The organism is Williamsia sp. DF01-3, from assembly GCF_023051145.1.
Lineage (GTDB): Bacteria > Actinomycetota > Actinomycetes > Mycobacteriales > Mycobacteriaceae > Williamsia.
This window is the reverse complement of record NZ_JALKFS010000005.1, coordinates 2,485,404-2,506,779: the sequence shown is the minus strand read 5'-3', so window position 1 is coordinate 2,506,779 and position 21,376 is coordinate 2,485,404. Positions and strand designations below refer to the sequence as shown.

Genomic DNA, 21,376 nt, shown 5'->3' with positions numbered 1-21,376 from the left:
GGCCCATGGACCGCGACCGCGCTGCGTCGGGCCGGGCCGAGCGCCAATCGTCGCGGTCGGCCCGCCGCCTCGACACCCCCACCGAAACCCGCCGGTGGATGCCGAAACTGAACCTCGACAGCGACCTTGTCGGTGTCTACAGCGAACGCATCGCCCGCTTCCTCGGCACCGGCCGGTATCTCGCCATCCAGACCGCCCTGGTGATCGTGTGGATCTTCCTCAACCTCGCCGTGATCAGCTTGCGGTGGGATCCCTACCCGTTCATCCTGCTCAACCTGGCGTTCTCGACCCAGGCGGCCTACGCAGCGCCGCTGATCCTGCTGGCCCAGAATCGGCAGGAGAACCGGGACAAGGTCTCACTCGAAGAGGACCGGATGCGGGCCGAACAGACCAAGGCGGACACCGAGTTCCTGGCGCGGGAGCTGGCCGCGGTACGCCTGGCCGTCGGCGACACCGTCTCCCGCGACTACCTGCGCCGCGAGCTCGACGACCTGCTGACCGAACTCACCGAGCGGATCCTCGGCGACCAGCGCAGACGTGACGAGCCCAAGAAGGGCGACGACCGCAAACGCGGAGACAAGAAGCGCGACGACGGGAACTGACCCCTTCCCCTTGCCGGGTCGACTCGTCTGACGGTCGACCCTTCCGTCCCCTCTCGACCACACCGAGCCCGCCGGTAACTGCACGCCGATCCGGTCAATAAGTATGGTTCGCCCGCGGGCATCGATAACGAATATGTATCGTGGATCACAATCAGTTCGTGATGTTCGGGGTCGGGGAGTCAACAGGAGTGCCGAAAGTGCGCTGGGGTCGTTTGGGCAAGGGCGGGAGCCAGAGAACAGAGCCGTCGAAACATGCTTTCGACCTCTCTTCTGTCAGGTGGGGACGCGTCCAGCTGCTCACCGGGTGCGCTGTCATCGGAGTGGGATTGATGGCCGCGGTCACCTCGAGCGCGCACATCGGACCCGCGCCCGCCCTCACCGTCGTATCGGCGGATCAGACGGTCGCGGCGGCCGCCCCGGAGATCCTTCCCATCCCGGCCCGGCCCGAACTCGAGTTCCGTCCTCCGGCGGTCAGTCCGGCGCTTCCCGCGATGCCGGATCCGTTGGCAGTCCCCCGAATGAGGGCGGCAGCACTTCCCGACGGACCTCTGGGTATTCCCGGCATCGTCTTGCAGGCCTACAAGCTGGCCGAACAGCGGGTCGGCGCAGAGTCTCCCCAGTGCAAACTGCCTTGGTTCCTACTCGCAGGCATCGGCCGCATCGAGTCGGGGCACGCCGGTAACGGCAATGTCGACAGCTCGGGAACCACGTTGACGCCGATCGCAGGACCCATCCTGAACGGCACCCTCGCCGGAAACGAGGTGATCGTCGACTCCGACGGAGGTCGTCTCGACGGCGACGCCGGACACGACCGCGCCATGGGACCCATGCAGTTCATCCCCTCCACCTGGGCGTCGTGGGGCAGCGACGCAAACGGTGACGGAAAGTCCGACCCGAACAACATCTTCGACGCCACCTACTCGGCAGGCCGTTACCTCTGTGCCGGAGTCACCGACATCATGGCCGAGAAGACCAAGGTCAGCGCGGTCATGCGGTACAACCACTCCGCCGAGTACGCGGCCAACGTGCTGGCGTGGGCGGCCGGTTACGCAACGGGCGTCACCCCCACCGACACCGGTCCCCTGCCCGCGCCGACGTCGGGTTCGTCGACCCCGCCGAGCACGCCGTCGTCAAGCTCGCCGAGCAGCAGCGCCCCGCCGAGTGAGAGCCCGTCGTCGTCCAAACCCTCGACCACCACGCCCACACCGTGCCCGATCATCTGCCTGCCGACGATCGTGCTGCCCACGCTCCCGCCACCACCGCCGCCGGCGAGATAGCACGCCCGCGCCAGCAGTGGCAGCCCGTGAGGGCGCGAGGTTGATGCGCGCGTAAACTCGGGGCCGATGACACAAGCAACGTTGCCGACCGAATCATCGATTCGCGCCGCGCTGGCCAAGGTGAACGACCCCGAGATCGGTAAACCGATCACCGAACTCGGCATGGTCAAATCCATCACCGTCGCCGACGACTCCAGTGTGGGTATCGGTATCTACCTCACCACCTCGGGTTGCCCGCTGCGCACCGAGATCACCGAACGGGTCACCGCCGCGGCGGCGGACGTGCCAGGGGTCGGATCGGTGTCGGTGGAACTCGATGTGATGAACGACGAGCAACGCACCGAACTCCGCAAGAGTTTGCGCGGTGACCGCGCCGAGCCCGTGATCCCCTTCGCCCAGCCGAGCTCGCTCACCCGGGTCTACGCGGTCGCCTCGGGCAAAGGCGGTGTCGGCAAGTCCAGCGTCACGGTGAATCTTGCTGCCGCACTTGCTGATCGGGGCCTCAAGGTGGGCGTGCTCGACGCTGACATCTACGGCCATTCGGTGCCACGGATGCTCGGCAACGACGCAAAACCCACCCAGGTCGAGAAGATGATCATGCCGCCGATGAGTCATGGCGTGAAGTTCATCTCGATCGCCCAGTTCACCAGTGGCAACACCCCCGTCGTCTGGCGCGGACCGATGTTGCACCGCGCTCTGCAACAGTTCCTCGCCGACGTCTTCTGGGGCGATCTCGACATCCTGCTCCTCGACCTGCCGCCCGGCACCGGCGATGTTGCCATCTCGGTGGCGCAGCTCATCCCCGGCGCCGAGATCCTGGTGGTCACCACCCCGCAGCAGGCCGCAGCCGAGGTGGCAGAACGCGCCGGCGCCATCGCATTGCAGACCCGCCAGAAGATCATGGGTGTCGTGGAGAACATGTCCTGGATGGAACTCCCCGACGGTAGCCGGATCGAGCCCTTCGGTTCCGGCGGTGGAGCTCGGGTGTCCGAGCGTCTGACCATCGCCGTCGGCGCGGAGGTACCCCTCCTCGGCCAGATCCCGCTCGACCCGGCTCTGCGCGAGGGCGGAGATGCGGGAGTCCCGTTGGTCCTCTCGTCGCCTGATTCCGCCGCCGGCGCAGCACTGCGTCAAGTGGCCGATCGCCTGGCCATCCGCAAGCGGGGACTGGCCGGGATGAACCTCGGGATCGACACCACTCGGCGCAACTGACGCACGTCACCGCGGGGGTCTCAGCGGTCCAGCAACGCCTCGACGCCGTCGATGATCCGGGCAAGTCCGAACTCGAACGATCGCTCCGGGCTACCTATGGACTGGTATTCGGCGCCCACTGCCGTACCGACACGGCCGGACACCGGGTAGTCGTCTCCGTCCATCAATCGGGCGAGCACGGGCGCGTTGATCTCCCACCACTGTTCGTCTGACATCCCGGACTCGGTACGCGCCCGGGCAGCTTCGATCGACGAGCGGGCAGCGCTCTCTGTGAAGCCTGCGATGACCGCGAGCGTGGCATCCATCTCCAGATCGTCCAGACCGATCCCTTCGATGGCCGCGAGCTGCCATTCGTACCGCGCCGACGCGTGTGGTCCGATCCAGGGGCGGCTCTTCTGCACGTGCAGCAACCACGGGTGCCGGTGATACTCGTCCCATAGCTGCCGTGCGATGTCGGTCATCCGTTCGCGCAGGTCACCGCGGTGCGGCGGATAGTCGACCTCTCCTGCCACCTCGTCCACCATCAGCCCGATGAGCTCGGACTTGCCCGGCACGTACGTGTACACCGACATCACGCCGAGGCCGAGGCGTTCGGCCACCTTGCGCATGGAGAACGCGGCCAACCCTTCCTCGTCCGCGGTCGCGATCCCGGCGGCGACCACCTCGTCGACACTGACCCTTTGCCGAGGGCCGCGCGTCCCCTGCGGCTCCCCCACCTTCGACCGCCACAGCAGAGTCAGGGTCCGGTCGACATTCGGTGGTTGTTCGGCTGCGTCTTCCATCCGCCCACACTATCCCCGTGTGGTGTACGGTGAACTTTCGCACTCAACCTCGTACACCATACGAAGTAAGGATCCGATGACGTCACCTCCCTCGATTTCAGCGATCGGCCTCCACAAGCGCTACGGCGACACCCGCGCCCTCGACGGCTTCGACCTCACCGTGGAGGCCGGCACCATCCACGGCCTGCTCGGTCCCAACGGGGCCGGCAAGAGCACGGCCGTGCGGGCCCTGGCCACCCTCATCGACCTGGACGCCGGAGTCGCCACGGTGGCCGGCCACGACGTCGGCGGCGGGGCCCGTTCGGTCAGACGCGCGATCGGCCTGGTCGGGCAGAACGCGGCCGTCGACGAACTGCTCACCGGACGCCAGAACCTGGTGATGTTCGGCCGCCTCTTCGGGCTCACCAAGAACAGGGCGGGCGCGCGGGCCGACGAGTTGCTCGAAGGCTTCGGCCTGACCGATGCCGCAGGACGGTCGGTCTCCAACTACTCCGGCGGGATGCGGCGACGCCTCGACATCGCGGCAGGACTGGTCCTGACGCCTGCCGTCCTGTTTCTCGACGAACCGACCACCGGCCTGGACCCTCGCGGGCGAAATGACGTGTGGCGCACCGTCCGTGAGGTCGCCGCAGCAGGGACCACGGTGCTGCTCACCACTCAGTATCTCGACGAGGCCGACCAATTGGCCGCCCGAATCTCGGTGATGAATCACGGGCGTGTGATCGCCGAAGGCTCTCCTGACGAACTCAAGCGCCGCATCGGCGGCGATCGGGTGACCGTGACCGTGACTGCCGACGATTCGCTCGACCGGCTCACCTCAAGCCTGGCCGACGCCGTCGGAAGCCCCGCGACCTCGGTTGACACGCACACACACTCGGCGACGTTCGAAATCGACTCCGCGGTCATCGGTTTGGCCACGGTGGTGCATGCACTCGAGGCCGCGAGCATCACACCCATCGACCTGACACTGCGCCGACCGACTCTCGACGAGGTGTTCCTGCATCTCACCGGCAGCAGCACAGAAGAGGGAAGCCAAAGCGCTACCGAAGCACCCCAAAGGCCCACGGAAGCAACGGATCTCACCGGGGGCGACAAATGACATCGACGCAGCCCATCGCCACCACGCCGGCACTGTTCACGCACGCCTGGGTCATCACCCGGCGCAACCTCGCCCACTGGGTGAAAGATCCGTGGACCCCGATCTTCGGCCTGATGTTCTCGATCATGCTGTTGCTGATCTTCGGGTTCCTGTTCGGCGGCGCAATCGAGATCCCGGGGACCGGCGGGTCCGACCGCGGTGACTACATCGACTTCCTGCTGCCCGGCATGCTCACCATGACGATGATGTTCGGTGTCGAGTCCACCACCTCGGCCATGTCCGCGGATGCCCGGAAAGGGATCACGGACAGGTTCCGATCGATGCCGATCAGCAGTTCCGCGGTCTCACTCGGGCGCGTCGGCGCCGACATGATCAACTCGGTCGTCGAGCTTGCTGTCCTGATCGTCGGAGGTCTGCTCATCGGTTGGACAATCGGTGCCGGAGTCGGGTCCGCCCTGGCCGCCATCGCATTGCTGTTGCTCCTGCGTTTCGCACTGCTGTGGGTGGGCATCTTCCTCGGCCTCACCTTTCACGGCAGCGCTGCGACGTCTGCCGTTCAGGTCCTGGTCTGGCCGGTGGGATTCTTGTCGACCGCGGTGGTGTCCGCGGAGACGATGCCGGGCTGGCTGGGAGCGATCGCGGCGTGGAACCCCATCTCCGCCACCGCCACCGCTGTTCGCGACCTGTGCGGGAATCCGACAGGACTCACCGAGGGGCCGTTGACCGAGTGGGCCATCCCGCTCGCTGTGGGTTGGCCACTGCTGATCAGCGCGGTGTTCGTCGCTCTGTCGGCGCGGTCGTACCGCCGCCTGCGTACCTGACCTGGAACGAGCTGACTCAGGTGGCGTCCCAGCGCTCGACGCCCGAGGGCGCCGGCGCAACGTTGTCGGCATCGGCGGCCACGGGGGACGTCGTGGAGGTGCCTGCGCCCAGAGCCTCGGGCTTCGACGGCTCGGTACCTGCCTTGTTCAGCGAGATCACCTGAGAGTTCTCGTCTGTGGTCGGCAGCGGCTGGGAGACCGGTTTGATCTTGGCGTCGCCGGAATCGAACTTCCCCGTGAAGAAGGAATCATCGCCGTCGAGGAGATGCTTGGTGATCACCGATCGAGGGGTCATACCGCGCAGCTCGTTCAGGTCGGACAGTGGTTTGCGCAGATCGTCGAACTCGGGGCCGAGGTCTTCCTTGAGCTGCGCGGTGGCCCCGGTGGCGTAGTCACGAACCTGGCGCACCGACTTCATCGCCCAGGTCACCGCGCCCGGGAGACGCTCGGGCCCGAGGATCACCAAGCCGGCGACCATCAAGATCGCGATCTCACCCCAACCAACACTGCTGAACACCGTTCCAGGTTACTGGCCTCGGCGGCTCTGTCGAATCGAACGGGCTGCCAAGTCGCTGTGGGCGGTCGGCAGCAGCACAGCCGGGTCTAGTCCGCGGCGGGTGTGATGGTGCCGTCGAAGGTGCGTCCGTCGCGCCAGTACTGGAACGGCACCGGTGTGCCGATCTTCGACGTACGGACGGCCACGGTCAGCTCATCGGCATCCTCGATGACACGATCGCCGAACTTGGTGATGACGTCGCCCTCGCGGATACCGGCCGCCGCGGCAGGTGATGCCTCCACGACGTTGCGCACCTGCGCTCCGAGCACCCTGTCATTACGAACCGAACTGGCGTTGACACCGATCTGCGCGTGTACCACTCGGCCGTCCTTGATCAGGGACTGCGCGACGGGGAGGAACTCGTTGACCGGAATGGCGAAGCCCAGACCGATGGATCCGCCACCCGGGGCCAGGCCGGCCGTGTTGATACCGATCACCCGGCCCTGGTCATCGACCAAGGGCCCGCCCGAGTTACCCGGGTTGATCGCGGCATCGGTCTGGATGGCATCGATGACAGCGTCGGTGTCGGACGTCTCGTCGGGCCGCAGGGGTACCGCCCGGTTGGTGGCGCTGATGATCCCGCTGGTGACCGTGCGATCGAGTCCCAGCGGCGCGCCGAACGCCACCACCTCTTCGCCGATCTGGAGTTTGTCCGAGTCACCCAGTTTGGCAACGGTCAAGTTGTCGACCCCGTCGACCTTGAGCACGGCGAGGTCGGTGCGGATGTCGCGGCCCACGATGCGGGCGGGAACGCGGGTGCGGTCGGAGAACACCACCTCTAGCTTCGCGCTGCGGTCGTTCGCCGCCATGGAGATCACGTGGTTGTTCGTGACGATGTAGCCGGCCTTGTCGATCACCACACCGGATCCGGTGCCACCGCCGTTCGGCAACCGGACATCGACCATCACCACCGCTTTTTCCACAGCTTCGGCGACGCGGGCGACCTGACTACGTGGTTCGTCTTCGTTGTCGTCGTCGCTGCCCGAGAGGCTGACGGTATTCGAATGAAGGGGTTCGGTGACCTCCGCGGTGACCCGGCCGACCACACCACCGATCACCCCGACCACCAGCGCGATCACGGCGAGCACGGATAGAGCCCGCCAGCTCACCTTGCGGTCGAAGAGCACTTCGCGGACCCCGAGTTTGCGTCCGGGCACCGTGGGCTCGGCGGGCGGTGGGGTGTCCACGGCAGGCGAACTCAGTTGCGCCGGAGCGTCCGGGTCCCGCCAGGGGTCGGGTGTGGACTCGGGTTCCTCTGATTCCCCGAAGCGGGAATCCGGGTCGCGTTGCAGGGTGCCGGCACCCTCAGGCCGAGAGAAGGCCTCGCGCAACACCGGGTCGGGGTCGGCGACCACAGGCTGCTGGGGACGACTCCGGGCGTACCCCGGGGCAGCGAAGGCCCCTGTGACCCCCTCGGGCCTACCGAAGACGGCGGCAGTTCGCTCGGGAACAGGAGGGTGATCGTTGGGCCGGGGCGCGAGTCGAGGTGCCTGACCGACTGTGCCGGCGGCAGGCGGAGCCGTGTAGGGATTCGATGATGGCGTGGAGCCGTGCTTGTCGGTCTCGGTCATCGGCCCGCCCGTGTCACCGGTGTCATGAAAAACTCGAACCCCTCGCTTGCGGCTGATCGCTGGACGATCACTCCGGCGGCGCCGGTGAGATCCTCACCGAGGCTACCTGGCACAGTCGCTAACGATCGCGTCGCCGCTGACCGCGATGAACGGGGAATCCGGGTGCGTCGAGGTGGGAATCGGCGTTGGCCTTCGTACCGGCATCACCTGCCGCGCGGAGGTCGATCTCCCGGGTCGGGATCTGATTGAGTTCGCCGAGCAGACGCGCGGGCATCGGGATCTCGCCCGAGCGTCGGAGCGCCGACCGTGCGGCGCTCTGCGCGTCGACCTCGGCACGGCACTGGGCACACATCTCGAGATGCTGAGACGCTCGCATGTAGGCGTTCATCCGCAATTCGCCGTCGACGTAAGCAGCGACAGCCTCGGTCGCGAGGTGTTCGGTCGACAGGAACTTGCGACCACCTTGCGTGCCGGGGGCCCGATAGTTCCTGTTGGTGGTGACCATCGCCGAGGTCGGCAACCACCCCAGGACGCGGCGCCGATTGCGCATGCCTCTGGACTCGTCTCGCGCGTCGACTGTCTCGTCGGCGGAGTCGTCGGGTGTGTGGTCGCTCATCACGATCGCCCCTTCCGCTGCCGTCTACTCGATGCCCGGACTCGACTGTACGGACTGCGGCCATTCCACGCCGCACGAAACCCATCGAAAAAGACGAGTTTCCTGAAAGAAGAACGGTCAGTGCGGCGGCGGAGTTCCCATCAACGGGACCGAAGTCCGGCGCCGGCGCTCAGAAATCGTGAGCGAGTACCGATCGACCGGAGTGGTGGCCGCTGGCCGCGAGGTTGTCTCGGATCGCTTGGCGACCACGGTGGATCCGGCTGCGAACTGTTCCGAGCTTGACTCCGAGCGTCGCGGCGATCTCCTCGTACGACAATCCCTCGATGTCGCAGAGGACCACCGCGGCACGGAACTCCGGGGCCAACGAATCGAGCGCGGTCTGGAGGTCGGGGTCGAGGTTCGCGTCGTGGAAGATCTGCTCGGGATTGGGGTCGTTGCCCGGCACGCGCTCGTAGTCCTCGGGCAATGCCTCCATGCGGATCTTGTTGCGTCGACGCACCATGTCCAGGAACAGGTTGGTGGTGATGCGGTGCAGCCAGCCCTCGAACGTTCCGGCCCGGTAACTCGAGAGCGATCGGAACACCCGGATGAATGTCTCCTGGGTGAGGTCTTCGGCGTCGTGCTGATTACCGGAAAGCCGGTAGGCAAGGCGGTAGACGCGGTCGGCATGTTCACGAACCAGGTCGTCCCACGCGGGCATCAGAGCCGTGTCACCGGTGGCATCGAACCGTGCCGTCCCGGACTCGGGCACCACCGCATCGACCGCGTCTTCCCGGACGAGATCGAACTCGCCCACGACTGCGTCGGTCCCGGTGTTCTCGGCGTCTCGGTTGACATCAGCCACGGTCAGCTCCACTTTCTCCGCGGACCGTCGGTGGACGGTCATTGGTTCGCACCCTTTTAGCTGATTCGCTGAAGTACTCATACCCAGTTCGGTCAACATCAAAGCCTGCTTCGTTGTTCCCCTATGACCTTGTCCGACGGGGGTGTGCGCGCACTATGAGCGGGCTGAGTGTTACCTGAGAGTGTGGCGGCTCTCGCTGCGGCAGAATCGCTGCTCAGCGCGCCTGCGACCCTATCTCGGACCCCGGAGTTAACCTCGACCCTGTGTCCGACCACAGCTCCCCCGCCGATCCAGATGCGACTGCCCCCTCCGGGGCGTCCGGTCCCGTCATCGACCCGGCCGTGTTGAGCCGCTACGCCGAAGCCGCGATCGTCGAAGACGAGGCACTGCGCCTCGCTCGGGAGCGTTCCGACGAGTTGGGTGCGCCGGCGATCACCCCCGCAGTCGGGGCAACCCTGTCGCTGCTGGCGCGATTGGTCGACGCGAAAGCGGTTGTCGAGGTGGGTACCGGCGCAGGTATCAGCGGGCTGTGGTTGCTCAACGGCATGCGGACCGATGGCGTCCTGACCACCATCGACGCCGAGGCCGAGTACCACCGGGCAGCGAGACTTGCCTTCACCACCGCCGGGATCAGCCCGTCGCGGACCCGATTGATCAACGGTCGGGCAGCCGAGGTGCTCCCCCGCCTCGCCGACGCGAGCTACGACCTGGTGTTCGTCGACGGCGCGGTGACCGATCAACCGCGCTACGTCGCCGAGGGCCTGCGTCTGCTGCGCGGCGGGGGATTCTCATCGTGCACAACGCGTCGGCCGACGGCACGGTCGCAGATCCTGCCAGCACCGACCCTGCGGCCCAGGCCGCGCGTGAAGGCGCCTTGCTGATCGCCGACGACGACACACTGCTCCCGGTGGTGATCCCGCTCGGCCGGGGCCTGCTCGCAGCGGCCAAGGCACGCACCGACCTCGGCTGAGCGGTCTGCCGCACCACCGAGGATTTGCGCGAGCGCGAGTCAGTCGGCGCTGGGCGCCATCGCGGTCAACTCGGGATACTTCGGCGCGATCGTGTCGCCGGTGGAGACCCCACGGAGCCGACGACCGACCCACGGGATCGCGTACTCGACCGTCCACTGACGACCCTCGCGGCGCCGCTGGGTCGGCGAGACCAGTTGCGCCGGACCGAAATCCACCGGGACGAGATCGTGCTCGATGCCGAGCGCCCGCAGCACCTCGATCGCCATGTAGACGTGGCCGGCCGACGACATGTGCATCCGGTCGAACTCCCACATGCGACGCTCGCGGAAGATCCGCATCCGCCAGAAGTCGACCAGCACGAGGTTGCGCTCCTCCACGACCTCGCGCAGCAACTCGTTGAAGACGGCGAACCGGCCGCGCAGTGCGCCGAAGACGGATTTCCCGCCGGTGTCGTACGCGGTGAAAGCGATCACGGTCGCGCCTGCGTCCTGGAGCCGGCCGACCGCCGCGTCGTACGACTCGATCAACGCGTCGATGTCGACGCTGGGTCGAAGCAGATCGTTGGCCCCTGCGCAGATGGTCGCCAGGTCCGGTTTCATCGCCAGGGCGGGCTCGAGTTGTTCGCCGAGTACCGCGGGCAGCAGCCGTCCGCGGATCGCCAGATTCGCGTACCGGAACTCGGGGTCCTCCCTGGCCATCACCTCCGCGACCCGATCGGCCCAGCCGCGCACCCCGTTCGGGCAGCGGGGTTCGACGTCCCCCACACCCTCGGCGAACGAATCTCCTAGGGCGACAAAGCGTTTGAAGCTGGGAGACGTCTCAGACATCGGTCGAGAACCTCAGGCCGCCGTCGGGGATGGTCACACCAGGCCACACCCGCGCGCCACGGAGCAACTCACAGCGCGCCCCGATGTCGGCGCCGTCACCGATCACACCGTCGCGGACGAGGGCGCGGGGTCCGATGCGCGCGCCGAAGCCGATGATGCTGCGTTCGATCACCGCACCGGCCTCCACGACGGCTCCGTCGAAGATCACCGCGCCGTCGAGGCGCGCGCCCGCGCCGATCTCCGCACCACGTCCGACCACAGTGCCGCCGATCAGAAGTGCACCCGGCCCCACGCCGGCGCCTTCGTGCACCAACGATTCGCCGCGCGGTCCGGTGAGTGCCGGCGACGGCGCGATCCCTCGGACGAGGTCGGCCGAGCCACGCACGAAGTCCTCGGGAGTTCCCATGTCACGCCAGTAACCGGAGTCGACGTGGCCCTGGACATGATGGTCGTCGGCGAGGAGTTGCGGGAACACCTCGCGCTCCACCGACACCGGCCTATCGTCCGGGATGGACTCGATGACCGACCGCTTGAAGACGTAACAGCCCGCGTTGATCTGGTCCGTCGGGGGATCCTGGGTCTTTTCGAGGAATGCGGTCACCCGGCCGGTGTCGTCGGTCGGCACACACCCGAAGGCACGTGGGTCACCCACCCGGACCAGATGCAGGGTCACCTCCGCCCCGGAGGTCTGGTGGGTGTCGAGAACCGCTCGGACGTCGGTGCCGCACAACACATCTCCGTTGAACACGAGGATGTTCTCCGCGGTCAGCTCGGATAGCACGTTACGGATACCGCCGCCGGTACCGAGGGGCTCGGACTCGTGGACGTAGGTGATGGACAAGCCCATCTTCGATCCGTCACCGAAATACTGCTCGAACACTTGGGATTTGAACGAGGTGCCGAGCACGATCTTGGTGATCCCCGCCGCGCTGATCCGCGCGAGGAGGTGGGTGAGGAACGGCAGTCCCGCGGTCGGGAGCATCGGCTTGGGAGCAGACAGGGTGAGTGGTCGCAGGCGGGTTCCCTTGCCGCCCACCAAGATCACCGCCTGGACGTCGCGATGCCGCGCCGGGTCGTCGTTGGTCGTCTGAGCGGTGTCGATGGTGGTCACGGAGTACCTTTCGCCGATCCGGTTGGGGACTTCTCACGTCGTTGAGCTCGTTTTGCCGCAGCCACGACAACCGCCGAGCGCGCACCGAGACCGGCACGGAGTACGAGCCGCAGGGGCGCTTGCCACCAATGCGGGTGGCGGTCGGCCTGGAATCGGTAGGCACTGCGGTGGTGCGCGGGGAGCATCAGCTCGGGATTGCGGCCGGCGGCGTGCCCTTGGCGTGCAGGACCTCCGCGTCTGGCACGTAGACATTGAGCCAGCCGGCGCGGCCGAGCCGGTCGCCCAGGTCCACGTCCTCCATGTACATGAAGTAGCGCGAGTCGAATCCGTCGATGGCATCGAACGCGCGACGACGGAGCAGCAGACATGACCCGGACAGCCACCCGACCGGCCGCTCGGAGATGTCCTCGTCCGCCTGTCGGTACGCGGCAGTCCACGGGTTGGACTTCCAGACCGTTCCGAGGACCGCATGCCCTGTCCCCGACACGATGTCGGGCACCCGGCGGGCCGACGGATAGATACTGCCATCGGGCTCGTGGATCAGCGGTCCCAGTGCCCCGGCCTGCGGCCATCGCTCTGCTGCCTCGAGGAGTTGATCGATGGAACCCGGACCCCACTCGACATCGGGGTTGGCCACCACCACGAACTCGATGGAGGGGTCGACCTCGGCCACCGCACGGTTGACCGCGCCCCCGTAGCCGATGTTTCCGCCCGTGTGCAGCAGCGACACGTGGTCGTACTTCTCCGCAGCCGCCTCAGGGGCGCCGTCATCGGAACCGTTGTCGGCGAGGATCACCGTCGGAAGGGTGGTCGATGCGTGTTCGAGCGTCTGGATGAAACGGGACAGATACTCGCCTGACGAGTACGTCACCGTCACCACTGCGAATCGCTCGGGAACCGGCTCAGTCGTCACCGGCTCAGCGTAACCGGAGACCACTGGGTCGCCGGGCACCCCGTGGGACAGTCCGTCGTACGAGCTCACCGGACGTGCAGCGCCACAGACAACGCCGAGCGCCACTCTCGCAGCGGTGTGAGACCGGCCTCCTGCCACGCCCGTCCCGACAACACCGAATACGCGGGGCGGGGCGCGGGCCGAGGAAAATCGGCCGAGGTGGTGGGCAGGACCCGAGCCGGGTCGGCCCCGATCTCCGCGAAGACTGCCTGGGCCAGATCGAACCAGCTGCAGCTGCCTGCGTTCGACGCGTGCAACGTCGCTCCCCGGGCCCGCGAGTCGCCGTGGACCACCTGTTCGGAGAGTTCGAGCAGCCCGTCGGCCAGATCGGCGGAATACGTCGGGGAACCGACCTGATCGGTGACCACCGAGACGGTGTCGCGCTGCGATTCCAGTCGGCGCATCGTGCTGACGAAGTCCGAAGAGCCGGGCATGCCGGTGTACACCCATGCGGTCCGAACAATCGTGGCGTCGGCATCCGCCGACCGCACCGCCTTCTCCCCCGCGAGTTTGCTGATGCCGTAGACCGAGGCCGGGCCGGTGGGGTCGTCCGGTTCGAGCGGGCCCGACGCAACCCCCGTGAAGACATAGTCGGTCGAGATGTGGACGAGGTTCGCACCCGTACGGGCGGTGAGCCGGGCCATGTGGCCGGGCCCCGTGCCGTTGACCGCCATCGCGGTCTCCCGGTCGTCTTCGGCGGCATCGACAGCGGTGTAGGCCGCGCAGTTGATCACCACGTCCCGCGGGCCGATGTCACCGAGTACCGACTGCACCGACTGCTCGTCGGTGATGTCCAGATCTGCCGACGTCAACGCACGTACCGTGCCCTCGGCGCGCGTACTCAACTGTTTGCCCAATTGCCCCCCGGCGCCGGTCACGATGACAGAGCGCACACCTGTACCCATGGGGTCCATCATGTCCGGTTGCGTCGGTGCTCTGCCATTCGTACGGCGAGATCCACCCCCGCTGCCCGTCACGAGGGTCCGGTACACGCCGCTTCCGGCATCCCAGAGCTGAGACGGATTCGCACGTAACATTGCCACTACTTCAACAGGTGCACTCTCCCGGTGATGCGGCGTGCGCCATCCGATGCCATCCGTCCACTACCCGTTAGGAGCGCTCACCGCCGTGGACCGTCCATCTTCGGATCGACCGTCAGGCGGGCGACGCCTCAACTCCACCGGCGGCCGTCATCAGCGGCCCCTTCCAGGTGAGGGTCCCACCGGCGGACAGCGACGTCCCCGCGGCACCGAATCGGACGTTCCCCGTAGACCGCGGGCCGATGAACCCTCACGCCGACGGGTGCCACGGGATCCCCTGCCCCCCGACGAACCCCGCCCCAGGCGTGGAGCCGGCGGCGCCCCGCCGAACGCACGGGCCGCACGGTCAGAGCGCCGAGATCAACCGGGTCGGGCACCGAGGTCCCGCGCCGACGCGGGCGGGCGGCCGCCGCGTGAGCCGGCGCCGGCCTCCCCCACTCCGGCACACTCTGGCCGACCGCTGACGCGCATCATCGCGGCGGGCGTGTCGGTGCTGGTGCTGATCGCCACCGGATATGCGTGGAACCAGATGACCGACCTGGAGAACAGCATCACCAAACTGGGTGGTCTGAGCCTGGGCAGCGGTAAGGACGGAGCCGTCGACATCCTCATGGTCGGCACCGACTCACGAACCGATGCCCAGGGCAACCCGCTGTCGGAAAAAGAACTGGCCCAACTGCACTCGGCTGACGAGGTGGCGACCAACACCGACACCATCTTGTTGATCCGCATCCCGAACGACGGGTCCTCTGCGACGGCCATGTCAATCCCCCGCGACTCATACGTCGAGGTACCCGGCATCGGGAAGACCAAGATCAATTCGGCGTACGGCTCATCCAAAGAAGCCCGGCGCGAGGCCCTGGTCAACGACGGGATGGATCTCGAGGAGGCCGACAAGAAGTCCGTCCAGGCGGGACGCGACGCACTCATCACCACGGTCGCCGACCTGACGGGTGTCGAGGTCGACCACTATGCCGAGGTGGGGCTACTCGGCTTCGTCCTGCTCACCGACGCGGTGGGCGGTGTGGACGTGTGCCTCAAGGCGCCGGTCTCCGAACCGTTTTCCGGTGCGGACTTCCCCGCCGGCCGCCAGACACTCGATGGACCAGAGGCACTGAGTTTCGTCCGGCAACGCCACGATCTGCCCCGCGGCGACCTCGACCGCATCGTGCGCCAGCAGGTCTTCATGGCATCGCTGGCCCAGAAGGTGTTGTCGGCAGGCACTCTGTCCAACCCCGGCAAACTCGGCGATCTCGAGAACGCGGTGTCACGTTCGGTGGTGATCGACCAGGACTGGGACATCATCAAGTTCGTGGAGCAGCTCAAGGATCTGTCCGGCGGACGCGTGCAGTTCGCGACGATCCCGGTGGTCACCGAGCAAGGCTGGAGCGACGACGGCACCCAGAGCGTGGTCGAGGTGGACCCGGCGGCCGTCAAGGCATTCACCGATGGGTTGCTCGGAGAGAAGAACGGTACGGGCGAGAAGAAGTTCGTGCCGAGCCAATACACGGTCGACGTGATCAACTCGGGCACCGTCGACGGTCTTGCCACCAACGTGTCGAAGATCGTCGCATCCAAGGGGTTCCGGACCGGCGAGACCGGCAATGCCACCAACCCGTCCACCGACAGCACTGTGCTTGCCGCTGCGACCGACGACGCCGGGGCGAAAGCCGTTGCGGGCCAGCTCGGCGGACTACCCGTGAAAGAGGACAAGACATTGGCACCGAACACGGTTCGGGTGATTCTCACCGACACCTACAGCGGTCCGGGCTCGATCGTCGACGACGGTCAGCAGGACAGCCAGAGCACCGAGGCGACAACGCCCGCACCGGCTCCGGCGATCACCGCCGGCGGCACCGGACCGGAGTGCGTGAATTGACCACTCTCACCGATGCCGCGCTGAACCCGGCGTTGTCCAGCGACGGCTCGCAGCCTCTGATCACCTACTACGACGACTCGACCGGCGAGCGCACCGAACTCTCCGCCATCACCGCGGCGAACTGGGCAGCCAAGACGGCCAACCTCGTGCGCGACGAGTTCGGGCTGATGCCCGGTGATGTGGTGGCGGTCGACCTGCCCGCGCACTGGCAGAGTGCCGCAGTTCTGCTCGGCGCCTGGTGGGCCGGTCTGCACGTACGGGTGGGTTACTCCGACGATGCAGCACTTGCGTTCTGCTCGATGGCGTCGCTCGAGCGGGTGGAAGGTGCGCCGGAGATCGCCGTCGTCTCACTCGATCCGTTCGGGATGCCGTTGCGTGACCTGCCGATCGGGCTCACCGATTACTCGGCCTCGGTGCGCGTGCACGGGGACCAGTTCCGGCCCGGTGGACCCGGCGATCTCGCTCTCGACGACCGCACGGTCGACGACGTGATCACCGAAGCGACCACCTTTGCCGCCGAGGCCGGCATCGTCGCCGGATCGCGCATCATGTCGAGCCGGCACTGGGACAGCGCCGACAACCTCGTGGTCAACCTGCTCGCCACCCTCGTGGCCGGCGGTTCCCTTGTGCAGGTTGCCAATCCGAATCTGGAGAAGATGGCCAACCGGGCGAGCAGCGAGAAGGTCACCGCGACGTTGTCGTGAGCCGACACAGGTTCCGACGTCCGCTCCGACGCCGCGGGATCGTTCGGACCGAACCCGTTCAGAAGAGCGTCGGCTGCGCGGTCTCGACGGCCGCAGCCTCGCGTACCGCCTCGCGCAGGCCGGACTGCCGGTCAGCACTGAGACCGTGGTGCTCGAGCATCGGATCAACCCTGTCGCGCAACCACGTTCGGTATTCCGGGGCCACGTAGGCGCCGTGACCGTAGAGCCGGCGGTACTTGCCGACCAGGGCAGGATGGTGCTCGGCGAGCCACGACATGTACCAGCCACGGGTGGATCCGCGTAGGTGCAGTGGAAACGCGGTGACCGACGTTGCCCCCGCCTGTGCCAGGTGTGCGAACAGGTTGTCGAGGTCTGCGCGCGAATCGCTGAGCATGGGCAGGATGGGTGAGGCCATCACGTGGCAGTCCAGGCCGGACTCACGGACAGCCTCGATCAGATCGAGGCGTGCACGGGCCGACGGCGTGCCGGGTTCGACCTGTTTACACAGGGTCTCGTCGAGCAGCGCCAGGGAGACGCCCACCGACACCGGCACCGATTTGGCTGCTGCCGCAAGGAGTTTGAGATCGCGACGCAGCAGCGTGCCCTTGGTGAGGATCGACATCGGCGTACCCGAATCGGCGAGCGCGCGAATGATGCCGGGCATCAGCCGGTACCTGCCCTCAGCCCGGTGGTAGGGGTCGGTGTTGGTTCCCAGAGCCACGGGCTCACGCTTCCAACTCTTGCGCATCAACTCTTTTCGCAGCACTGCCGCGACATTCACCTTGACCACTATCTGGGTGTCGAAGTCACGGCCGGCATCGAGATCGAGGTATTCGTGGGTGGTACGCGCGAAACAGTAGACACATTGATGGAGGCAGCCCCTGGTCGGGTTGATGGTCCAGCGAAACGGCACCTGCGAACTCTCCGGAACCTTGTTCAGCGCGCTCTTACACAGCACCTCATGGAACGTGACCCCGTCGAAGTCGGGGGTGCGCACCGACCGGACCAGCCCGGCGCGGCTCAGGCCGGGCAGCGCCGGAGACGGATCGCTCGCCTCTTTCTCGTCTCCGGCGTCCAGCAACTGCCCTTCCCACCGCATGCCCAGATTCGAACACGCGTTCTATTTCTTGTCAAGCCGACCCGGCCTGCCCGGGCCGTGTCCTACAGCGCGGCTGCGGGATCGGCGCGCAATGCGCTCCTGGCAGGCAGAGCCGCACTGAGCAATCCAGCCAGTCCACCGACGACCACGATCACCACCATCTCGACCCACGGAAGATCGGGTATGGACACGCGGTCGGCGCCTACGATCGCGGCCGCGCCGGCCACCCCGTAGGTGGTACCGAGAGCCACTCCCGCGACCGACGCCACCGCAGCGATGATCGTGGCCTCGCCCAGGAGCATCGCGCGCACCCCCGGCTGCTCAGGCCGATCACCCGCAACAGCGCATTCTCACGTCGGCGGTCGATCACCGACAACGCCATGGTGTTTCCCACACCGATGAGCGCGACGACGACCGCAACGCCGAGCAGCGCCAAAACGATTCGCAGAACCAGGGTGAGGATCTCGTCGAGCTGCTGCTGGGTCTCGACGCCACCGGCAAAGGTTGCGTCCGGTGCCGATGCGGCGACGAGATCACGCAGGGTGGTGACCGTGTCCATGCTGCCCGTCCCGAACGAGGAGAGGCGCACGGCCATCCCGGTCGGAACCGGTGCCCCGCCCACCGAAGCGCGATCCGCGAAGGAACCGGCCTCGCCTTCGACCACGGTCATCGTTTTCGTGATCCCGCCGGCCAGAACGGTCACCCGCTCACCGTCCTGCACGCCCGCGAGCGCCTGGTCTTCTGGTGCCAGGGCGATCTCATCCGCAGTGGGGGTACTGCCCGACCTCATCACCGCCGACAAGGCCGAGCTGTCCACGGCGGCAATGTTCAGAGCAACCCCGTTCACATCGATCTTCGTACGGGTCAACGGAACTGCCGCAGCCACGCCCTCGGTGGTCCGGATCGACTCGACCAGTGGAGCCGGCAGCGGCGAACCGGACGACACGATCAGATCGACCGGGTGCATGTCGGAGATCAACGTGCTCACGCTCGACCGCACCACCTGCGCGCCCACCACCATCATCGTCGTCAGGGTGATGCCGATGATGAGGGCCGACGCCGTTGCGGCCGTGCGCCGTGGAGCCCGTCCGGCGTTTGCGCCCGTCAGTTCGGCGACCGGTGCCGCGGCGGTGCGCCGAAGCAACAGTGCGGCAGCCGATCCCGCTGCCCGGACGATCGGCGGCACGAGAACCACACCGGACAGCATGATCGCGAGGAACGTCGCGCCGCCGCCCAATGCTGCTGCGGGAACCGATTTCTGTCCGATCCCCCAGATCAACACAGTGGTGCCGACGAGGACCAGAACCGTGGCGGCAGTGATCCGGAAGATGTTGCGGCCGCGCGGCTCCGACGAAGCGACAGTGGTGAAGGCCGCCAGCGGCGAGACCCTTGTCGCCAGTCGCGCCGGGACGGTGGCCGCGAGCAATGTCATCACCACGCCGAGTACGACGGGCACGAGCACGGCGGTGAACGGGATTGCCAAGTGGGTCAACGGCAAGTCGGCACCGGTCATCCGGGTCACCCAGGTGGCCAGCGCGACACCTCCGATCCCGAGGATCACACCTGCCACCGAGGCCACGACACCGAGGACCAGTGCTTCCATCCGAACGCCGGACCGCACCTGGGATGCGTCTGCCCCGATGCACCGCAGCAGCGCGAGTTCCCGGGTTCGTGAGGTGATCAGTACGGCAAACGTGTTGGCGATCACCAGACACGACACCATGGCGGTGATCGCGGCGAACACGAGCAGCACCGAAGCCAGGATCACCGACCCTCCGGTGAACTGCCGGACCACCCGGTCGGCGGCAGCCTCACCCGACATGGCCTCGGCCCCTGGGACGGTCGAGGCCACGTCGGCCACCGCAGCCATGGCCGACGCCGGGTCGGCTCCCTCCGCGAACGCGAGCCTGATCACCACATCATCTCGATCGTCGCTCCGCCCGGAGTCCACCGCGGACACGGCGGCGCCGGGCGCGAACAACTGCGGTACGCCTGACGTGGCGTCACCACGCTCCACCAGACCCACCACGGTGATCTCCACAGCGGTCCGGTCGGTGGCTGTGTCGACGTCCGGGCGCACGAAAAGTCGCTGTCCGACCGCGAAGTTCGAGCCTGCGTACGCCAACGCTTGACGGTCGCCCTGCGGGAACACGCCGGCCGTCAGTTTCTGCCACCGCAACTGCTCGTCGCCTGCCAGCGCGGTCAGCTCCACCTGCGAGTAGGTTTTCGCGCCACTGGTCACGCTGACCAATCGGTTACGGTCGACCGCAACCGCTTGTACGCCGGGCACATTCGCGAGTTGCTCTCCCGTCTGATCCGCGAACTCGGACGGTACCGATACCGCCGCGTCGGTTGTCGAGAACTGTGCTGCCACCGACGCGCGCACCGATTCGGTGGAGGTCGCGGTCAGGGTGAGTGTCGCGGCGACAAATGCCACACCGATGGCCACCGCCAGGACCGACGCCACATAGCGTCCCTTGTGTGCCCGCAATTGGGCCAGCGCGATCCCCTTCATCGTGGGTCACCCACAGAGACCTGATCGGAGCCGTGACCACGCATCGCTTCCAGCACGGAATCTGCTGTGGGCGCGAGGATTCGGTCCACCATCCGTCCGTCGGCCATCACCAGCACCTGATCGCAATAGCTCGCGGCCACAGGGTCGTGGGTCACCATCACGATGGTCTGGCCGATGCGGCGGCTGCTGCTCTGCAGCAGCGACAGCACCTGCGCGCCCGACCTGCTGTCGAGGTTGCCGGTCGGCTCGTCGGCGAGGACGAGTCGCGGCCTGCCGAGCAACGCCCGGGCGATCGCGACGCGTTGCTGCTGCCCGCCGGACAGTTCACCCGGCTTGTGGTCCAGACGATCCCCGATTCCCAGCACCGCCACCAGTTCGTCGAACCACAATTCGTCGGGAGATCGCCGATCCAGGGTGAGCGGAAGCAGGATGTTGGCCCGCGCGGTCAGCACCGGTAACAGGTTGAACGACTGGAAGACAAAGCCCAGCTCTCGGCGCCGCAACCGGGTCCGCTGAGAATCGTTGCATCGCGACAGATCCGTGTCCCCGATCAACACCGTTCCCGCCGTTGCGGTATCCAGTCCCGCGAGACAGTGCATCAGCGTCGACTTACCGGACCCCGACGGCCCCATGATGGCCGTGAACTTGCCGACGGGGATGTCCACGCTCACATCACGCAGCGCGTGAACCGCCGCGTCACCGTGCCCGTACGTCTTCTGTAAAGCAATGGTCCTTGCCGCGTATGGATCTGACATTGGCCCCACCTCTCGTGTCACACGCCGACTTGCGTTGTGGCACAAACCTATTTCGAGTCGAGAGGTCGACACATCGACGTGCGGGCGGACATCTGCAGATCTTCTGGTCAACCCCCGGGATGACCATCCTCACCCGGGGTGGT

The 21,376-nt window shown here is 66.8% G+C and carries 19 protein-coding genes and 2 pseudogenes; 8 read left to right on the top strand and 13 right to left on the bottom strand.

Annotation, left to right across the window (positions count from 1 at the left end; all coding sequences use genetic code 11):
- Positions 1-5: 5 nt before the first annotated feature.
- The 3 genes from MVA47_RS13995 (at position 6) to MVA47_RS13985 (ending at position 3,091) form a co-directional block, all read left to right on the top strand.
- Positions 6-602, top strand: a complete 597-nt coding sequence (locus MVA47_RS13995) for a DUF1003 domain-containing protein (protein ID WP_247210778.1) — start codon at positions 6-8, stop codon at positions 600-602.
- Positions 603-931: 329 nt separating this feature from the next.
- Complete coding sequence (locus tag MVA47_RS13990; protein WP_374474191.1) at positions 932-1,879, top strand: lytic murein transglycosylase; 948 nt, start codon at positions 932-934, stop codon at positions 1,877-1,879.
- A gap of 66 nt (positions 1,880-1,945) precedes the next feature.
- Positions 1,946-3,091: an Mrp/NBP35 family ATP-binding protein gene (locus MVA47_RS13985; protein WP_023957786.1), complete on the top strand. Its 1,146-nt coding sequence runs from the start codon at positions 1,946-1,948 to the stop codon at positions 3,089-3,091.
- 20 nt (positions 3,092-3,111) lie between these two features.
- Here MVA47_RS13985 and MVA47_RS13980 read toward each other — a convergent pair whose 3' ends face one another.
- A complete protein-coding gene (locus MVA47_RS13980) occupies positions 3,112-3,873 on the bottom strand; it encodes a TetR/AcrR family transcriptional regulator (RefSeq protein WP_247208381.1) in 762 nt (253 codons plus the stop codon).
- 76 nt (positions 3,874-3,949) lie between these two features.
- Between MVA47_RS13980 and MVA47_RS13975 the strand changes: the two genes are divergently transcribed.
- A complete protein-coding gene (locus MVA47_RS13975; protein WP_247208380.1) occupies positions 3,950-4,972 on the top strand; it encodes an ATP-binding cassette domain-containing protein in 1,023 nt (340 codons plus the stop codon).
- Positions 4,969-5,793, top strand: a complete 825-nt coding sequence (locus MVA47_RS13970; protein ID WP_247208379.1) for an ABC transporter permease — start codon at positions 4,969-4,971, stop codon at positions 5,791-5,793. Before MVA47_RS13975 ends, MVA47_RS13970 begins: the two co-directional genes overlap by 4 nt.
- A 16-nt stretch (positions 5,794-5,809) precedes the next feature.
- Here MVA47_RS13970 and tatB read toward each other — a convergent pair whose 3' ends face one another.
- The 4 genes from tatB to sigE all read right to left on the bottom strand — a co-directional run bounded on the left by tatB (position 5,810) and on the right by sigE (position 9,332).
- Positions 5,810-6,310: a Sec-independent protein translocase protein TatB gene (gene tatB, locus MVA47_RS13965; protein ID WP_247208378.1), complete on the bottom strand. Its 501-nt coding sequence runs from the start codon at positions 6,308-6,310 to the stop codon at positions 5,810-5,812.
- An 86-nt stretch (positions 6,311-6,396) separates the two neighbouring features.
- Positions 6,397-7,920 carry a S1C family serine protease gene (locus MVA47_RS13960; protein WP_247208377.1) on the bottom strand — a complete coding sequence of 508 codons (1,524 nt, stop codon included), beginning with the start codon at positions 7,918-7,920 and terminating at the stop codon, positions 6,397-6,399.
- 118 nt (positions 7,921-8,038) lie between these two features.
- A complete protein-coding gene (locus MVA47_RS13955; RefSeq protein ID WP_374474189.1) occupies positions 8,039-8,536 on the bottom strand; it encodes a zf-HC2 domain-containing protein in 498 nt (165 codons plus the stop codon).
- A 169-nt stretch (positions 8,537-8,705) separates the two neighbouring features.
- The gene (gene sigE / locus MVA47_RS13950; RefSeq protein ID WP_374474369.1) at positions 8,706-9,332 is read right to left on the bottom strand and encodes an RNA polymerase sigma factor SigE; all 627 of its coding nucleotides are present in this window, start codon (positions 9,330-9,332) and stop codon (positions 8,706-8,708) included.
- A 311-nt stretch (positions 9,333-9,643) separates the two neighbouring features.
- Here sigE and MVA47_RS13945 point away from each other — a divergent pair.
- A pseudogene (locus MVA47_RS13945) lies at positions 9,644-10,350 on the top strand (O-methyltransferase).
- Positions 10,351-10,389: 39 nt separating this feature from the next.
- On the opposite strand, the gene MVA47_RS13940 reads toward MVA47_RS13945, so the two are convergent.
- From MVA47_RS13940 to rfbD, 4 genes and pseudogenes are all read right to left on the bottom strand, one after another.
- On the bottom strand, positions 10,390-11,178 hold the full coding sequence (locus tag MVA47_RS13940; protein WP_247208376.1) for an SGNH/GDSL hydrolase family protein: 789 nt from the start codon (positions 11,176-11,178) through the stop codon (positions 10,390-10,392).
- Positions 11,171-12,280, bottom strand: coding sequence for a sugar phosphate nucleotidyltransferase (locus tag MVA47_RS13935; protein WP_247210771.1), 1,110 nt, complete (start codon positions 12,278-12,280; stop codon positions 11,171-11,173). The genes MVA47_RS13940 and MVA47_RS13935 overlap by 8 nt, the downstream gene beginning before the upstream one ends.
- 5 nt (positions 12,281-12,285) lie before the next feature.
- Positions 12,286-13,202, bottom strand: a pseudogene (locus MVA47_RS13930) (glycosyltransferase family 2 protein).
- Between the two features lie 65 nt (positions 13,203-13,267).
- Positions 13,268-14,146 carry a dTDP-4-dehydrorhamnose reductase gene (gene rfbD / locus MVA47_RS13925; protein WP_247208375.1) on the bottom strand — a complete coding sequence of 293 codons (879 nt, stop codon included), beginning with the start codon at positions 14,144-14,146 and terminating at the stop codon, positions 13,268-13,270.
- A 619-nt stretch (positions 14,147-14,765) separates the two neighbouring features.
- On the opposite strand from rfbD, the gene MVA47_RS13920 reads away from it, so the two are divergent.
- Both MVA47_RS13920 and MVA47_RS13915 read left to right on the top strand, forming a co-directional pair.
- Complete coding sequence (locus tag MVA47_RS13920; protein ID WP_308280548.1) at positions 14,766-16,160, top strand: LCP family protein; 1,395 nt, start codon at positions 14,766-14,768, stop codon at positions 16,158-16,160.
- Complete coding sequence (locus tag MVA47_RS13915) at positions 16,157-16,864, top strand: TIGR03089 family protein (protein ID WP_247210768.1); 708 nt, start codon at positions 16,157-16,159, stop codon at positions 16,862-16,864. The genes MVA47_RS13920 and MVA47_RS13915 overlap by 4 nt, the downstream gene beginning before the upstream one ends.
- Before the next feature lie 58 nt (positions 16,865-16,922).
- Here the strand turns inward: MVA47_RS13915 and MVA47_RS13910 are convergent, their stop codons facing one another.
- From MVA47_RS13910 to MVA47_RS13900, 4 genes are all read right to left on the bottom strand, one after another.
- Positions 16,923-17,963, bottom strand: coding sequence for an Rv2578c family radical SAM protein (locus tag MVA47_RS13910; RefSeq protein ID WP_247208374.1), 1,041 nt, complete (start codon positions 17,961-17,963; stop codon positions 16,923-16,925).
- A 62-nt stretch (positions 17,964-18,025) separates the two neighbouring features.
- Complete coding sequence (locus MVA47_RS27270; protein ID WP_281504736.1) at positions 18,026-18,154, bottom strand: hypothetical protein; 129 nt, start codon at positions 18,152-18,154, stop codon at positions 18,026-18,028.
- An 11-nt stretch (positions 18,155-18,165) separates the two neighbouring features.
- Positions 18,166-20,478 (bottom strand): FtsX-like permease family protein, encoded by a 2,313-nt coding sequence (locus MVA47_RS13905; protein WP_247208373.1) that lies wholly within the window; start codon positions 20,476-20,478, stop codon positions 18,166-18,168.
- Complete coding sequence (locus MVA47_RS13900; protein ID WP_247208372.1) at positions 20,475-21,233, bottom strand: ABC transporter ATP-binding protein; 759 nt, start codon at positions 21,231-21,233, stop codon at positions 20,475-20,477. The genes MVA47_RS13905 and MVA47_RS13900 overlap by 4 nt, the downstream gene beginning before the upstream one ends.
- Positions 21,234-21,376 lie beyond the last annotated feature (143 nt).

Coding starts and splice junctions, on each gene's coding strand:
- MVA47_RS13975 (WP_247208380.1), top strand. CDS start 3,950: ATGACGTCACCTCCCTCGATTTCAGCGATCGGCCTCCACAAGCGCTAC.
- MVA47_RS13960 (WP_247208377.1), bottom strand. CDS start 7,920: ATGACCGAGACCGACAAGCACGGCTCCACGCCATCATCGAATCCCTAC.
- MVA47_RS13995 (WP_247210778.1), top strand. CDS start 6: ATGGACCGCGACCGCGCTGCGTCGGGCCGGGCCGAGCGCCAATCGTCG.
- MVA47_RS13955 (WP_374474189.1), bottom strand. CDS start 8,536: ATGAGCGACCACACACCCGACGACTCCGCCGACGAGACAGTCGACGCG.
- MVA47_RS13900 (WP_247208372.1), bottom strand. CDS start 21,233: ATGTCAGATCCATACGCGGCAAGGACCATTGCTTTACAGAAGACGTAC.
- MVA47_RS13970 (WP_247208379.1), top strand. CDS start 4,969: ATGACATCGACGCAGCCCATCGCCACCACGCCGGCACTGTTCACGCAC.
- MVA47_RS13985 (WP_023957786.1), top strand. CDS start 1,946: ATGACACAAGCAACGTTGCCGACCGAATCATCGATTCGCGCCGCGCTG.
- MVA47_RS13905 (WP_247208373.1), bottom strand. CDS start 20,478: ATGAAGGGGATCGCGCTGGCCCAATTGCGGGCACACAAGGGACGCTAT.
- MVA47_RS13990 (WP_374474191.1), top strand. CDS start 932: ATGGCCGCGGTCACCTCGAGCGCGCACATCGGACCCGCGCCCGCCCTC.
- MVA47_RS13980 (WP_247208381.1), bottom strand. CDS start 3,873: ATGGAAGACGCAGCCGAACAACCACCGAATGTCGACCGGACCCTGACT.
- rfbD (WP_247208375.1), bottom strand. CDS start 14,146: ATGGGTACAGGTGTGCGCTCTGTCATCGTGACCGGCGCCGGGGGGCAA.
- MVA47_RS13910 (WP_247208374.1), bottom strand. CDS start 17,963: ATGCGGTGGGAAGGGCAGTTGCTGGACGCCGGAGACGAGAAAGAGGCG.
- MVA47_RS13940 (WP_247208376.1), bottom strand. CDS start 11,178: ATGTCTGAGACGTCTCCCAGCTTCAAACGCTTTGTCGCCCTAGGAGAT.